At 37.6% G+C, this 13502-nt stretch carries 13 protein-coding genes and 2 tRNA genes; 7 read left to right on the top strand and 8 right to left on the bottom strand.

From position 1 onward, the window contains the following. Positions 1 to 13: 13 nt before the first annotated feature. From D1136_RS06190 to D1136_RS06180, 3 genes are all read right to left on the bottom strand, one after another. The gene (locus D1136_RS06190; RefSeq protein WP_161876761.1) at positions 14 to 616 is read right to left on the bottom strand and encodes a TetR/AcrR family transcriptional regulator; all 603 of its coding nucleotides are present in this window, start codon (positions 614 to 616) and stop codon (positions 14 to 16) included. After that, positions 613 to 1164, bottom strand: a complete 552-nt coding sequence (locus D1136_RS06185; protein WP_237567006.1) for a TetR/AcrR family transcriptional regulator — start codon at positions 1162 to 1164, stop codon at positions 613 to 615. Before D1136_RS06185 ends, D1136_RS06190 begins: the two co-directional genes overlap by 4 nt. Before the next feature lie 114 nt (positions 1165 to 1278). Beyond that, a complete protein-coding gene (locus D1136_RS06180) occupies positions 1279 to 2448 on the bottom strand; it encodes a dicarboxylate/amino acid:cation symporter (protein ID WP_161876760.1) in 1170 nt (389 codons plus the stop codon). A gap of 217 nt (positions 2449 to 2665) precedes the next feature. On the opposite strand from D1136_RS06180, the gene D1136_RS06175 reads away from it, so the two are divergent. Then, positions 2666 to 3964, top strand: a complete 1299-nt coding sequence (locus D1136_RS06175) for a M18 family aminopeptidase (protein WP_161876759.1) — start codon at positions 2666 to 2668, stop codon at positions 3962 to 3964. 202 nt (positions 3965 to 4166) lie between these two features. Here D1136_RS06175 and D1136_RS06170 read toward each other — a convergent pair. Together D1136_RS06170 and D1136_RS06165 are read right to left on the bottom strand one after the other, a co-directional pair. Next, positions 4167 to 4241: transfer RNA gene (locus tag D1136_RS06170), tRNA-Val, on the bottom strand. 78 nt (positions 4242 to 4319) lie between these two features. Further along, positions 4320 to 4727: a thioesterase family protein gene (locus tag D1136_RS06165; protein ID WP_161876758.1), complete on the bottom strand. Its 408-nt coding sequence runs from the start codon at positions 4725 to 4727 to the stop codon at positions 4320 to 4322. Positions 4728 to 5408: 681 nt separating this feature from the next. On the opposite strand from D1136_RS06165, the gene D1136_RS06160 reads away from it, so the two are divergent. The 6 genes from D1136_RS06160 to D1136_RS06135 all read left to right on the top strand — a co-directional run bounded on the left by D1136_RS06160 (position 5409) and on the right by D1136_RS06135 (position 11598). Continuing rightward, on the top strand, positions 5409 to 6089 hold the full coding sequence (locus tag D1136_RS06160) for a leucine-rich repeat domain-containing protein (RefSeq protein WP_161876757.1): 681 nt from the start codon (positions 5409 to 5411) through the stop codon (positions 6087 to 6089). 103 nt (positions 6090 to 6192) lie between these two features. After that, on the top strand, positions 6193 to 6912 hold the full coding sequence (locus D1136_RS06155; RefSeq protein ID WP_161876756.1) for a YebC/PmpR family DNA-binding transcriptional regulator: 720 nt from the start codon (positions 6193 to 6195) through the stop codon (positions 6910 to 6912). Positions 6913 to 6992: 80 nt separating this feature from the next. Beyond that, positions 6993 to 7065 (top strand) — tRNA-Lys (locus tag D1136_RS06150). A gap of 105 nt (positions 7066 to 7170) precedes the next feature. Continuing rightward, positions 7171 to 8376 (top strand): site-specific integrase, encoded by a 1206-nt coding sequence (locus tag D1136_RS06145; protein WP_161876755.1) that lies wholly within the window; start codon positions 7171 to 7173, stop codon positions 8374 to 8376. Between the two features lie 86 nt (positions 8377 to 8462). Beyond that, on the top strand, positions 8463 to 9383 hold the full coding sequence (locus D1136_RS06140) for a hypothetical protein (RefSeq protein ID WP_161876754.1): 921 nt from the start codon (positions 8463 to 8465) through the stop codon (positions 9381 to 9383). A gap of 292 nt (positions 9384 to 9675) precedes the next feature. After that, on the top strand, positions 9676 to 11598 hold the full coding sequence (locus tag D1136_RS06135) for a hypothetical protein (protein ID WP_161876753.1): 1923 nt from the start codon (positions 9676 to 9678) through the stop codon (positions 11596 to 11598). Between the two features lie 84 nt (positions 11599 to 11682). On the opposite strand, the gene D1136_RS06130 is transcribed toward D1136_RS06135, so the two are convergent. The 3 genes from D1136_RS06130 to D1136_RS06120 all read right to left on the bottom strand — a co-directional run bounded on the left by D1136_RS06130 (position 11683) and on the right by D1136_RS06120 (position 13064). Continuing rightward, positions 11683 to 11892, bottom strand: coding sequence for a hypothetical protein (locus D1136_RS06130; RefSeq protein WP_161876752.1), 210 nt, complete (start codon positions 11890 to 11892; stop codon positions 11683 to 11685). A 502-nt stretch (positions 11893 to 12394) separates the two neighbouring features. After that, the gene (locus tag D1136_RS06125; RefSeq protein WP_161876751.1) at positions 12395 to 12712 is read right to left on the bottom strand and encodes a helix-turn-helix domain-containing protein; all 318 of its coding nucleotides are present in this window, start codon (positions 12710 to 12712) and stop codon (positions 12395 to 12397) included. A gap of 7 nt (positions 12713 to 12719) precedes the next feature. Next, on the bottom strand, positions 12720 to 13064 hold the full coding sequence (locus D1136_RS06120; RefSeq protein ID WP_161876750.1) for a type II toxin-antitoxin system RelE/ParE family toxin: 345 nt from the start codon (positions 13062 to 13064) through the stop codon (positions 12720 to 12722). Between the last annotated feature and the right edge of the window lie 438 nt (positions 13065 to 13502).

The raw sequence follows: 13502 nt of genomic DNA, 5'->3' as shown, positions 1-13502 counted from the left end.
ACCTTTAAAAAAATCACTTTTCTGCCACTAAAGAATACAATTGTTCATACTGAGAACGAACCGCCGACAAAGCGTACGAAACATCTTGGTGCATTATTAAATAATTAATCACCCCAACACTAATATTCAGCAAATTTCTTGCCAGAATAGAAGTATCCACATCATCCCGCAATTCACCGTCCTTCTTTGCATTCAGGATTAACTGCTCTAACTTCGCCAACCTCAGCATTTTAGAAGTCAAAACTATTTTTTTCAATTCCGGGAAAAGGGCAATCACTTCTACAATCAATGACAGACAAAGAATTTCAGGTATCTCGCTACTAAAAGTACGAGCAGAATAATTATCAATTTCCGTCAATTTCCGGATAGTCAAATCCACATATTCGCGTAAAGTAACAATCCGGTCAAACTCCTCCATACGCTGATTGTTCTGCAAAGTGTAATAAGCCTGCAATCCTTCCCTCACGACTTCTTCCTTGTTGGTAAAATGGTAATAAAAAGTTCCTCTCGTAATTTTAACCGCACGTTCGATATCGCTCAGCCTCACTGCTTTAAAACCTTTTTTCAAAAAAAGCAGAAATGCCGTTTCTATGATTTGCTGTCTGGTACTACTCATCGCTTAATCAATAAATAATATTGTTCGAACTGCATCCGCATATCTGAAAAAGTAAAACGCAAATTTTCTGTCCCCAATTCTATATTCAACATACTGGTAGAAACCGACATCAAGTTTCTGGCCAGCACGGTAGTATCCAAGTCTGCCCGAATTTCCCCTCTCTCTTTGGCTTTTAAAATCATAAATTCCCAATGTGAAAGCCGTTTTTTAGATAGGTCATCAATACATTGCCGGTATTCCGGAAATAAATCGGCCACCTCCAGGACCAACTGGAAAAATGCCACCTCAATAATAAAAAAATCAAACAACTCCTGCAACTTCGTAGCACTCTGTTCCTTGCGCTCTACCACCAAATCCATGTATTCCTTTAAAGAAGTCATTCCTTTCAATTCCTTCTCCCTCACTTCATTATCTACTGACAAATATTTTTCTATACCGGCCCTCAATATCTCTTCTTTATTCCGGAAATAATAATAAAATGCCCCCTTGGTCAAATCGGTAGCCCTTTCTAAATCTTTCAGCGTACAGGCTTGATATCCTTTATTCAAAAACTGAAAGAAAGATTTATTTATTATTTCTTCCTTCAAAGCCGTCATGGTTTTATACTTTCCGGTATGCAAAAATAGTAAAAGATTCAATAATGAAATGGATTCTCCTTGCTTTTATGCAGGCTCACGGGCATTTATCCGATCTACAATCACAGCAATAGCCCCATCCCCGGTTACATTAGTCGCAGTTCCGAAACTATCCATAGCAATATAAAGAGCTATCATCAACCCCTGTGCCGTCTCGTCAAACCCCAACATCGACTGTAAAAGTCCCAAAGCCGCCATAATGGCTCCTCCCGGGACACCGGGAGCCGCTACCATTGCAATGCCCAGCATCATGATAAAGCCGGCAAATTGTCCGAAATGAATCTCCATTCCCGACATCAACATAATTGCCAAAGCGCAGGCAACAATCTTCATTGTACTACCCGATAAATGAATCGTAGCACACAAAGGAATAACAAAACCAGCCAAATCAGGACGGACTCCGTTTTTTATCGTCTGTTCAAGCGTCACGGGAATCGTAGCAGCAGAAGACTGGGTTCCCAGAGCAGTCATATAAGCCGGCATCATGTTCCGGAACAACCGTAAAGGATTCTTCTTCCCAATAGTTCCTGCTATAAAAAACTGAATGAACAATAAAACAACAGTCATGACAAAAATAACCACAATAATTTTCAGGAAAACCCCCATTATTCCCGCAACCTGTCCGGAATTGGTCATATTCAGGAAGATACCGAAAATATATAAAGGTAACAGGGGAATAATCACCGAATTAATGACTTTCGTGATAATCTCTTTAAAATCTTCCATGACCAACTTCAACCGATTCCCGTCGATTACCGACATTCCCAAGCCCAGTGTAAAAGCCAAAATTAAAGCTGTCATAACTCCCATCAGAGGAGGCATTTCTACTCCAAAATAAGGCTCCAGAGTCAAAGTATGATTTCCCGCTGCAGACAGATTGTCTTCCGCAGTCAGTAACCAAGGATATACCAAATCACAAGTCAAATAAGTAAAAAAGCCCGAAAAAAGAGTAAAACCATATGCCAAGGCAGCCGTAATGAGCAACAAACGCCCGGCACCTTTACCCAAATCGGCAATACCGGGTGCCACTAATCCCAATATCAGCAAAGGAATAATAAAACCCAGAAAATTTCCGAACAAACCGTTTATCGTGATAAAAATCCGCACCAGCCAATCCGGAAAAAACAACCCGCAAACAATTCCCAATCCAATTGCTATTACAATTTTAGGCAATAACCCTAATTTCCATGTTTTCATATCATTATAATTTTACATTAGTGGTGATTCTTTTTTAATTTCTATCATTCTCACTCTTGCAATTTTACGACAAAAAAACGAGTTCATAAACTTTTACTAACTTATAAAGTCAGTAAAATTATTAATTTGTATTTTTACTCTGAGAAATGAGAAAAATTATTTCTACCTTGACAATGGTATAATTATTGCATACAACTATTAAATAAAATCATATCATATGGAAAAACAAGCAGCCTTAGATCTCCTCGACTTTATTCATCAAAGTCCGACCAGTTATCATGCAATTTTAAGCATAAAACAACGTTTACAGGCCAATGGTTTTAAACAACTCTTCTCAGGTGAAGCCTGGCACATAGAACACGGAGGGAAATATTTTGTCACCAAAAACCATTCTTCCCTGTACGCTTTTATTCCGGGAAACGGCAATATCGCCGAAGAAGGCTTCAAACTGATATGTGCCCACAGTGATTCGCCCACTTTCCGGATTAAGCCCCACGCAGAAATGCTTACCGAAGGAAAATATCTGAAATTAAATACAGAAGTATACGGAGGTCCGATTCTATATACGTGGTTCGACCGGCCTTTATCCATCGCAGGAAGGGTGATGATCAAAAGCGAAAAACCGTTGAAACCGGCCATTCGGTTTATTAACTTCGACCGGCCTCTGTTGGAAATCCCTCATTTAGCTATTCATTTCAACCGGGCAGTAAATGAGCAAGGAAATCCTTTAAGCAGACAAAAAGATATGCTTCCTGTTTTAGCTATCATAAATGACACGTTCGAAAAAGACAATTTCCTCTTAAAATTAATCGCCCAGGAAATAAATATTGCCGAAGAAGATATTCTGGACTTTGATTTGACCTTATACGAATATGGAAAAGGAACTTTGTTCGGATTGAACAACGAATTTATTTCTTCCGGACGATTGGACGACCTGGCTATGGCACACGCCGGAATGACGGCATTATTGGATTCCAAACCTTGTAACAAAACCAAGGTTTTAGCCATTTTTGACAACGAAGAAGTCGGCAGCGGCACGAAACAAGGAGCAGCTTCGCCCATCTTACGGACCATTTTAGAACGGATTGTCTTCAACCAGGGAGGCAAACCAGAAGACCTTTACCGGGCAATTCATAATTCTTTCATGATTTCCGCCGACATGGCCCATGCCCTGCATCCCAACTATCCGGAAAAACATGATCCCACCAATCATCCCTTCATTAACGAAGGACCGGTAATTAAAATCAATGCCAACCAAAAATACATTACCGACGGAGATTCAGCAGCAGTATTTGCTACTATATGCCAAATGGCTGAAGTTCCTTACCAGACTTTTGTCAATCATTCGGACATGGCCGGAGGTTCTACTTTAGGAAATATTTTATTAACCCAAATGGAAATGAGGGGAGTAGACATCGGAAACCCAATGTGGGGAATGCACTCCGTACGCGAAACAGCAGGTGTCCTTGACCAGGAATATGTAATCAAAGCATTTACTACTTTCTACAATATCTGATTAGGAACCATTACATTATGGGGCAAAATTCAATAGAAATTTTTCCCCATTTATTTTATAAAGCACTTTCAACAAATAAAGTCCACCGATTTCACCTGTTTTTGCTGCTTCATTTTGCTGTATTTTCGGTAAGTCGGGAAAAAGAAAAACTCCTGAAAGTCTTTGTTTTCAGGAGTTTGCTTTGATTTTCTTCTTGATTTTGTGGGTCCTGAGGGATTCGAACCCCCGACCCTCTGGGTGTAAACCAGATGCTCTGAACCAACTGAGCTAAGAACCCATGCTCTCTTATCGATTGCGGGTACAAAAGTAGTTATTTTTTCCTCCCTTCCAAATATTTGAGACAATTTTTTAGTTTTTATTTCTTCAATTGGCCGGCAAAAATCTCATCAAACAACTCTCCCCGGGTCAATTTACCTTCTTTTACACAAATAGATTCCACCCTTCCACGCACACATAACTGATTATCCGGGAGGCGGTAAATGTCCTCAAAAAAAACCAATTTTGCCCCCTCACGGGCAATATTCAAACGAACCACAAAACGGTCCCCGCTGGTCAAAGAAACTCTATAATCTATTTCCACCCGGGCCACCATAGCGTCAATACCCTGTTTGTGTAATTCCCCGAAATTTGCACCCGCACTTTCTAAAAATTCATGACGGGCATGCTCCAGATAATGCTGATAATTAGCATTATTCACAACACATTGCAAATCACACTCATAATCCCGGACCTTCATTTCAATTTCAAAAATATAACTCTTCATCTTTTCTATTTTTAAACCATCACAAAGATAAATCTCTTTTAGGGTAATTCAGAAATATTTTAAAATTATACTTCGTAAATCCATTTCATTTATCATGAATTCATTACTTTGCACCAACAATTTTTCAATAACAACGTAAATTGAAGAAAATTGAAAGAAATGAAAAATACAACTATTCATATTCTTTTAAATATAAAAGATTTATCAACAAGATTATTTGAATTTTTAATACAGTTTCAGAACAAAATATCATAAAAGTACACAAATAATATTTACATTTATACAAAATTTTGAAATATCAAGATGATATAATAATCTATATATTAAATTAAATCACTTTTAAACATTGAAGTAATACATTAGTTATTAGTAGTTTATCGGCAAACAATTACAACAGTTCACCAACAAACGCATAAATATTTCACTAACGATTTTTTAATTCTTATTTTTTATTAAGTTTGTAACTGTCCTTTGCGTAACAGGACAATCGATATAAAGATAGAATTATTATCGTTATTTTTATTCTTGTCAGAGAAACCGCCAATTTTTTCGAACAAAAGCAGGAATAATAAGTGACGTTTGAAATAAGCGTGGACTGTTGTTTTTTGCTTTAAGGTACTTGGCGGTACCATCTGACAAAATAAACGGTACACGCTTTGTTTTAAACTAACTTATAATAAAATGAATATTACTCCGGAAAAAATTAATATTCAACTATTCGGTATATCAGATATTTCCTTTCAAATAGAAACCCAACAAGCGGAGATCAACTGGGGAGACGGCTCTTCCACCCAACTAAAAAATCCTTCTCCCAGTCTAACCATTGAGCATTCTTACACAAAATCTCTCCCGGTACAACTGGAAATCACAGGAACAGACATCCAAGGTTTATCGGTTTCTCAACTTGGAATCCGTCACCTGGAACTCCAAAATTGTCCTCATCTCCAGCATTTAGATTGTGCCATAAATGAGATTACAGACTTAAACCTGGAACAATGCCCCCAATTGGAAGAGCTTTACTGCAATTCCAATTGCCTAAAACGGCTTAAGGTGGCCGGAGCAGCCCACCTAACCCAGCTCATTACCGCTTATAATGAAATCGAAGAATTAGATGCAACAGATTGCGACCAACTTCAAGTGTTGGATTGCTCTAATAACCGGCTCTCCTCTTTGTTATTTCACGCACCTGCCCAACTCCGTTTTTTAGCTATACAGAATAACTCCCTGGATAAAGCCTCTCTCCTGCAAATTTTCGGGCAACTTCCTGTCTCCAAAAACAAAGGAATACTAAATTATACTCACAATCCGGGCTTTTCTTCTGTTTCTCCTTCCTTATTGAAAGAAAAAAACTGGACTACCTGAAAAGCCACGCCTATACTTTTTAATGTCAACCTTTTACTTTTATCTGAAAAAATATAACTTTGCAAGTCGTAAATTCATTATAAGGAATTAAATATCATATCTTATGGGAAGAGCGTTTGAATACCGCAAAGCACGTAAATTAAAAAGATGGGGCAACATGGCCCGTACGTTTACCAGAATCGGTAAAGAAATTGATATTGCTGTAAAAGCAGGGGGACCGGATCCTGCAAACAACACCCGTTTACGCATCCTGATTCAGAATGCCAAGGCAGAAAATATGCCTAAAGAAAACGTGGAACGTGCCATCAAACGTGCTATCTCCAAAGATACTTCTGATTATAAGGAAATCACTTATGAAGGATATGCACCTCATGGTATCGCCATTGTCGTAGAAGCTGCTACCGACAACAATACCCGTACAGTGGCAAATGTGCGGCATGCTTTCTCTAAATTCGGAGGCTCCTTGGGGACAACCGGTTCTCTGGACTTCATGTTTGACCGCAAATGTGTTTTTAAAATCAATAAGCCGGAAAATTTCGAGCCGGAAGAATTTGAACTGGAGATGATTGATTACGGAGTAGATGAAATTTTTGAGGATGAAGATGGCATTATCAATCTCTATGGTTCTTTCGACGCCTATGGGAATATCCAGAAATACCTGGAAGAAAACAAATACGACATCGTCAGCGGTGAATTTACCCGCATCCCGACAGATACGAAAGAATTAACTCCGGAACAACGGGCTGAGGTAGATAAAATTCTGGACAAACTGGACGAAGACGAAGACGTTACCAACGTCTATCATAACATTAAAGAAGATTAGTCAGGCATTTCTTGCAAAATTCAAATATAAATTGCATATTTGCACCCGCAAACAAGAATTGTTGCTTGTCGGCAAAAGATGACTTCGTAGCTCAGCTGGTAGAGCAATTGACTCTTAATCAATGGGCCGAGGGTTCGAGCCCCTCCGAGGTCACAGAGAATAAGCCACTTACGGAAGTAGGTGGTTTTTCTTTTTGCCTGTATTTTTCATGCGTTTTTAATGGTCAAGTTAAACCGGGAGTTAAACCGGATTTTAACAATGAACGCTTGTATTTCAATCGTTTACTACACATCGAAGACACTTTCAAACGGAGAACACCCCTTAATGCTTCGCATATCTAAAGATGGCAAGAAAAAATATAGTAGTATAGGTGTTTCTATTCATCCGCAGTTTTGGGATTTTACCAAAAACCAACCTAAACGCAGTTGTCCTAATCGAAACGCTATTTTACGACTAATTACAGAGAAGACTAAACAATATCAAGAACAATTGATTGAGTTTAAGGTTGAGAACAAAGACTTTACAGCAACGACGCTTATTCAGAAAGTCGATAAGCCAACTAAACACCTGACCGTTGGAGAGCTGTTTTTAAAGCAAATTGAACGTTTAAATTCAGCAAAAAGAATAGGTTATGCATTATCGTACAAATACGTTTATAAAGCACTGTTAAAGTTCAATGGGCATTTAGACATTTACTTTTCTGATATTGACATACCGTGGCTAAAACGTTTTGAGGAATGGCAACGAAATGAAGGAGCATCGCTAAATACTATTGGCATCCGCTTTCGTACATTACGAGCCATTTACAACACTGCCATTGAGCAAGGCTATGTCAAGCCAGACTACTACCCTTTTAAGTCTTATAAAGTATCAAAGCTACATTCAGTAACAGCAAAGCGAGCCATAACAAAAGACAATGTTACAGCAGTCATAAATTACGACTACACAAACAAAGGCTTTTACACAGAGCTTGCAGTTGATTTGTTTACCTTTTCCTATTTCATGGGCGGTATTAATTTTGTCGATATGGCATACATAACCCATTCGCACATTATTGATAACCGTTTGGTATATACTCGTACAAAAACCCATAAGCTGATAAAACTGCCTTTACAGCCTAAAGCGGTAGAGTTAATCCAAAAATACCAGACAAAGGACAGACCGTATATATTTCCTATTCTTTCTGCATTCCATAAAACGGAACAGCAACAAAGGAACAGAATACATAAGGTCATTACTAAGGTAAACAAGCATCTAAAAGACATTGGCGAAGAACTAAACCTACCTATCGACCTGACTACCTACGTTGCCCGTCACTCGTTCGCGACCGTCCTAAAACGCTCAGGTGTCAATACTTCAATTATTTGTGAAGCTATGGGACACAGCAGCGAAAAAGTAACGCAGATTTACCTTGACAGTTTTGAAAACGAACAGGTAGACGCAGCCATGAGCAATTTACTTTAACTTAGTAACCCTCTCACTTCTTTATTGGAGTGAGGGGGTATTTTTTTTATTTTTGGGTGTTATATACAATCTGAAAAATTTACACCATGCCACTGACATATAATTCACCAGAAGCTATCTACGTACAGCAATACTGTAATAAATATTTTCCTGACGTTGATTTTGAAGACGGAGAGCCTTATTTACTGCCATCCGGTGAACTGGATATATTTCTGGCAAAATACGATACCATTGTCGCCTCCCTCCCTAAAAACTTCAACAAAAGGGCATTCTACAACTTTACAGACTTACAGCAATGCCTTGAAAATATAAACTGGGGAGAGGATGCTGTTCATACTTACGCCAACCAACAGGAGCATGAAAAACAAATAACACTAACACCAGAAGAAAGAATGTCCCTGCGTAAAGAGGCCTTCTGGGGATTTCTGGTATTCCTGTATTTTTCAGTCAACGGTATTTATGCAGACAGGCAAATGCCAATAACTGACCTGATTGAAGAAACCAACCAATTCATAACGGCTAATATCGACCAGCTAAAAATCAAAATGACAGCAGGAAGAAAAAGCAAAGAAATTACCCATCCCCTTATCCTGAAAGCCTTGTTTGCTGCATTCCACTGTGAAAAGGACTATTATATGGATATGCCCTATGAAAAAATAATTAATTTCAATGGTACTGATTACGTTTGTACCCCCACTTTCAGACAACTCAGCGTACCTGTAATTAATGTACCTGCTGCCATAACAGAGCGGCATAAAAGCTATATCATCATTAAAACCATCCTTAGCGAAATACTACAATGCGATACATCTAAAAAGTATTACCCCCAGACAGAATCCATCCTTTGCCTGTGTGTCCTCCATTTCTGCGGTTACCTCTTAGGTGACACAAGCAATGTATGCGACAGGAACAACATCATTACCCTTACCAAGTTGATGAAAGATTTCCAAAAAACAGATGAACAACTAACCAAATCAGCCCTTTTTTCACTTTATTCTTCCCTATAACTATTTGATTTCCAAGATACGTAATTTTCGAGCCTCGAAATTTACCATAAAATACCCCCTTTTACGCCCATATTTTTGTATCGCAATCAATGATTGACGGTGCGCACCTCATTACGATTGTCTGTATGCTTCCAGCAGGGTTGGAAGCGCAAATAAGAATCCGGAAAACAAGCAGGATTATATATCCGGTCTGTTTTTCAAGGTTGGTGAACATTTTTTGAAAACCATATAGAAGGACAAATTTTCAAAATTTCCACCAGACGGATTCCCAAACAAAAAAACAGATAATGTTATGAGAACCATAAATGTATTGATTAACAAAGGAGAATTTTTAATTGATGCTTTAAAAAGGGAAGGTTATAATGAAATACAGTCAAACGTGATACTTGCCAAGACATTAACAGGCATCGGAGCAACTCATTGCGAGTTATTTCAAGCTAAACGCCACTCTATTATTATAGAGCCGAATGTTCCCGTTATTATTGGAAAAACGGAGAGAGAGGATGGTTTATTACCTGTATATGCTCTCTGTACAAAATCAGAAATAAAAAAGTATTTGAATAATAAGTCAATTACATACAAAAAGCTAATCACTACTCCCGAAAGTTTTAAAAATATAAAAGAAGCCGCACAGGAATTAAACATCAATATTTTTAAAGAGTATTTCTGTTTGTTCGATGAATGTGAGAAGATTACGCAGGATGTGGATTACAGACCCCGAATATCACAGCCTATAAATGATTTCTTTAAATTTGATAGAAAGGCTTTAGTATCTGCAACTCCTCTACAAATGCGCCACCCTGCACTTCGGGAGCAAGGTTTTGAACTGTGGAAGATAACCCCGACTTTCGATTACAGGAAAGATATGAGCCTAATTGTTACCCGTAGTTTTAACCGGACAGTCATGCAACAGTTAAGGGAACTAAGCCGGAACAGCAAATGCGTGTGTTTGTTTTACAATACGACACAGGGAATAAATGAAATGATTAATTTTCTTTTGAGCCATAATGTGATAAAGGAAGATGAATATAAAGTATTCTGTTCAAAGGAAAGTGTGAAGAAACTGAAAGGTTGTGATTTTAAAAGAAGCTACGAAAATCTTGATTTGCCTTTGGCTAAGTTTAATTTCTTTACCTGCCGTTTCTTTTCGGCAGTAGACATATTTACGACTACAAAGCCGGACGTATTGCTATTGTCAAACTGCAATATTCCCCACTCAATCGTAGACCCTTTTACAGAAGCAATACAGGCACAGGGACGTTTTAGAAATAAATATGAGGACGGAAATACTTACAATTTGCTGACCGTTATTTCTAATACGAATGAGGAAATGGAGATTAAGACCGATGAAGAAATTGATTCCACTATCCGACAGTATGAAGTTACCCATTGTTCGCTCATGGAAAGATACAGCGAAGCCACAACCGACACCGACAAGAAAGCTATATTAAAGGATATGGAGAGAGTGAATTATGCCTTATTACTGGATGAAGAAAAGCATCTGAATTATTTTTCAGTGGATAACCTCTATAATGAGGAAAGGGTGAAAAGATACTATACTTCGGCTATAAATTTACGGAATGCCTACCTTGCCACAGGACATTTCAATATCAATTTTACCGATGACACCAAAGGGGTCGGAGAGGACGATAAGATGTACATGCGGAAGGCAAGCAAGAAGGATTTATGGAAAAAGATTGTCAGCCATTTGGAAAGATTGCGCCAGTTACAGGCAACCGAACCGGATTATGACATGGACGCCCAGACGGAAATACTTAAAGAGTTTGAGGATGCGGAATACATTATCAACGCCTACAATACTATCGGGAAAGCTGGAATTGAACAGGCTGATTATCAAAAAGGAAAAATGGATAAAATGATTAAGTCCTATGGAGAACAGCAAGCAAAGGAAAAAAGGTTTGAGGCGTCTGTATTGATAGATATATGGAGAGAATTTCAGCCGGAAATAGAAAGAAAAGAATATATACCCATAAAATCAATACGGGAAAGGCTAAAGGTTATCTTCAAAGCTCATGGAATATTTTTCAAAGAATACGGAATAAAAGCCGGAACAGAAAAGGTATATTTCACTCTAACAGACCATACGATTAAAGATTATTACGATGAGTCTTGTCTTTCTAACGCTAAAGGTGGAGCATACAGACTTATAGCCATGAAACCGGAGTTGGTGGAAAAAATTTCAAAACTTATATAGGACTGAATTTTTAAAAATGTCCACCAGACAAAAAAGCCGTACCCCAAAATAACAGGAATACGGCTTTCTTCATTTACAACAATCTTACTTGCTTCGCTTTACTAACTTCTTTTTAGGCTGCCTGATTTTAGGCGGATTTTCACACAACCAAACTTCTGGCTTAAATAAGTCAGGATACAGGGCACACAAGGTGTCCATACCGATATGACGGTAAAAGTCTACCGTATGGATTTCCCTGTGATGTTCCAGTCCAAACCAACCAGAAGCAATAACTTCTTTATCATTATTGTTCATTGCGCAATGATTGTGAAAGTGGGATTTGAAAAACTATTTATCTTGTATAATTATGATGCAAAGATACTAAAGGCAAACCCCACAAACTAAAGAACATAGCACACAGTTGAAACAGGATTACCAACTCAAAATTGCATGCACTTATTTATTGGCATCCTTAGCAGAACAAAAATATACAGACTACAAAACAGCCTTAACTTATAAAAGGTCTGGTGGTGGGAAAAACTGTAATTTATGTCTTATATACCTTTTTCAAAATTTATCACCAGACTAAGATTAGAGAGTTAAAATATTGCTTAGCTTCAAATATTCATGCTATTACTCACTCCAACTGAAATACAGAAGCAATAGAATGATTATTTTTCAGGAGGGAAGAAGTAACGACAAGGCAAGCAGAAAATAAGCAGTATATACTTGCTCCCTTTAGCTACATCTTTTTTTCACAGGTTATGTATTATAGAAATAAAAAAGAGTGCACTTTATTTTAGGGTATAGATACACTTTAGCTTAAAGCAACCTGATAACCATAGTCTGCAATCTCTAATTTGGCACTAACACCCATTGCCTTAAAAATTTTGACAACAGTAGCCAAAGTCAGATTCTTACCATTTTCAATACGTGAAATCTGTGCTTTCTGAACTCCTATTAATTTACCAAGTGCTTCCTGTGTCAGATTCTTTTCGATTCTGGTACGCTTAATGGCTTCACCTATTAAAAACAGGTTTAATTCACTTTCGTAGTTATCTCTTTCAGGAGTACCAACTTTACCAAGTAAAATATCCTTCGCTTCATCCTGTGTATAAAATTTCTTCTTATCCATGACCTGATTAGTTTTGGTTAAAATATTCTTTCATTATTTCCTGTGCCCTTACAATCTCTTTCGATGGAGTTTTATCTGTTTTCTTAATAAATCCATGTGTGGCAACGACTAAAACATCTATATCCTGACTTTTGTCCCAGAAAGCCAATAAACGGTACTGTTTGCCATTATATAAAGTCCTGAACTCCCATATATCAGTACCAGTTAATTTTTTGAATAACTTAGGGTCTAATGTATAGCGTGCTTTATCTATGTTATAGAGTATCTTCTCTTTCGTTTTAGGCTCTATACGTTGTAGAAACTCCAAAGCATCTGTATAAAATAGTACCTTAAATTTTTCAATAGCTGTCATACTCTGTCATGTAAGTAACGATACAAAAGTAATAAAAGTTTCCATATATAGAAACTTCATTGACATAAATTTGAGTTGGTGGAAAAATCACAAAATCTGACTTGTATATACTTTTTAGAAATTTCTCACCAACCAGTATATAACTACTACATATATACCTTAGCTGAAAAAATACCCCCTCCCCTTTAATCTGAATACATCTGTTTGATTTCAGGTGTATATGGCGTGCAAATGCTTAGACTAACTTTTATGTCCCCCTGCAGTAGTTGAGAAGAAAGCGAAATACAAACGGTTTTCTTCCATCAATAAAACACAAAACCCAAAATTTAAAACCATGTCATTAAAATTGAACATTTTAGCGGAAAACACCAAAGAACTGCCCAAACCAAAAAATGTACGTTCCATTAATGTCGATACGATTGCAGAAAAGTACGCATA

Source organism: Odoribacter sp. Z80, from assembly GCF_009935865.1.
In the GTDB taxonomy this organism is placed as follows: Bacteria; Bacteroidota; Bacteroidia; order Bacteroidales; family Marinifilaceae; genus Odoribacter.
This window is presented reverse-complemented; position numbering and strand designations above follow the sequence as displayed.

Coding starts and splice junctions, on each gene's coding strand:
- D1136_RS06140 (WP_161876754.1), top strand. CDS start 8,463: ATGCCACTGACATATAATTCACCAGAAGCTATCTACGTACAGCAATAC.
- D1136_RS06135 (WP_161876753.1), top strand. CDS start 9,676: ATGAGAACCATAAATGTATTGATTAACAAAGGAGAATTTTTAATTGAT.
- D1136_RS06180 (WP_161876760.1), bottom strand. CDS start 2,448: ATGAAAACATGGAAATTAGGGTTATTGCCTAAAATTGTAATAGCAATT.
- D1136_RS06160 (WP_161876757.1), top strand. CDS start 5,409: ATGAATATTACTCCGGAAAAAATTAATATTCAACTATTCGGTATATCA.
- D1136_RS06125 (WP_161876751.1), bottom strand. CDS start 12,712: ATGGATAAGAAGAAATTTTATACACAGGATGAAGCGAAGGATATTTTA.
- D1136_RS06175 (WP_161876759.1), top strand. CDS start 2,666: ATGGAAAAACAAGCAGCCTTAGATCTCCTCGACTTTATTCATCAAAGT.
- D1136_RS06155 (WP_161876756.1), top strand. CDS start 6,193: ATGGGAAGAGCGTTTGAATACCGCAAAGCACGTAAATTAAAAAGATGG.
- D1136_RS06145 (WP_161876755.1), top strand. CDS start 7,171: ATGAACGCTTGTATTTCAATCGTTTACTACACATCGAAGACACTTTCA.
- D1136_RS06130 (WP_161876752.1), bottom strand. CDS start 11,892: ATGAACAATAATGATAAAGAAGTTATTGCTTCTGGTTGGTTTGGACTG.
- D1136_RS06165 (WP_161876758.1), bottom strand. CDS start 4,727: ATGAAGAGTTATATTTTTGAAATTGAAATGAAGGTCCGGGATTATGAG.
- D1136_RS06190 (WP_161876761.1), bottom strand. CDS start 616: ATGAGTAGTACCAGACAGCAAATCATAGAAACGGCATTTCTGCTTTTT.
- D1136_RS06120 (WP_161876750.1), bottom strand. CDS start 13,064: ATGACAGCTATTGAAAAATTTAAGGTACTATTTTATACAGATGCTTTG.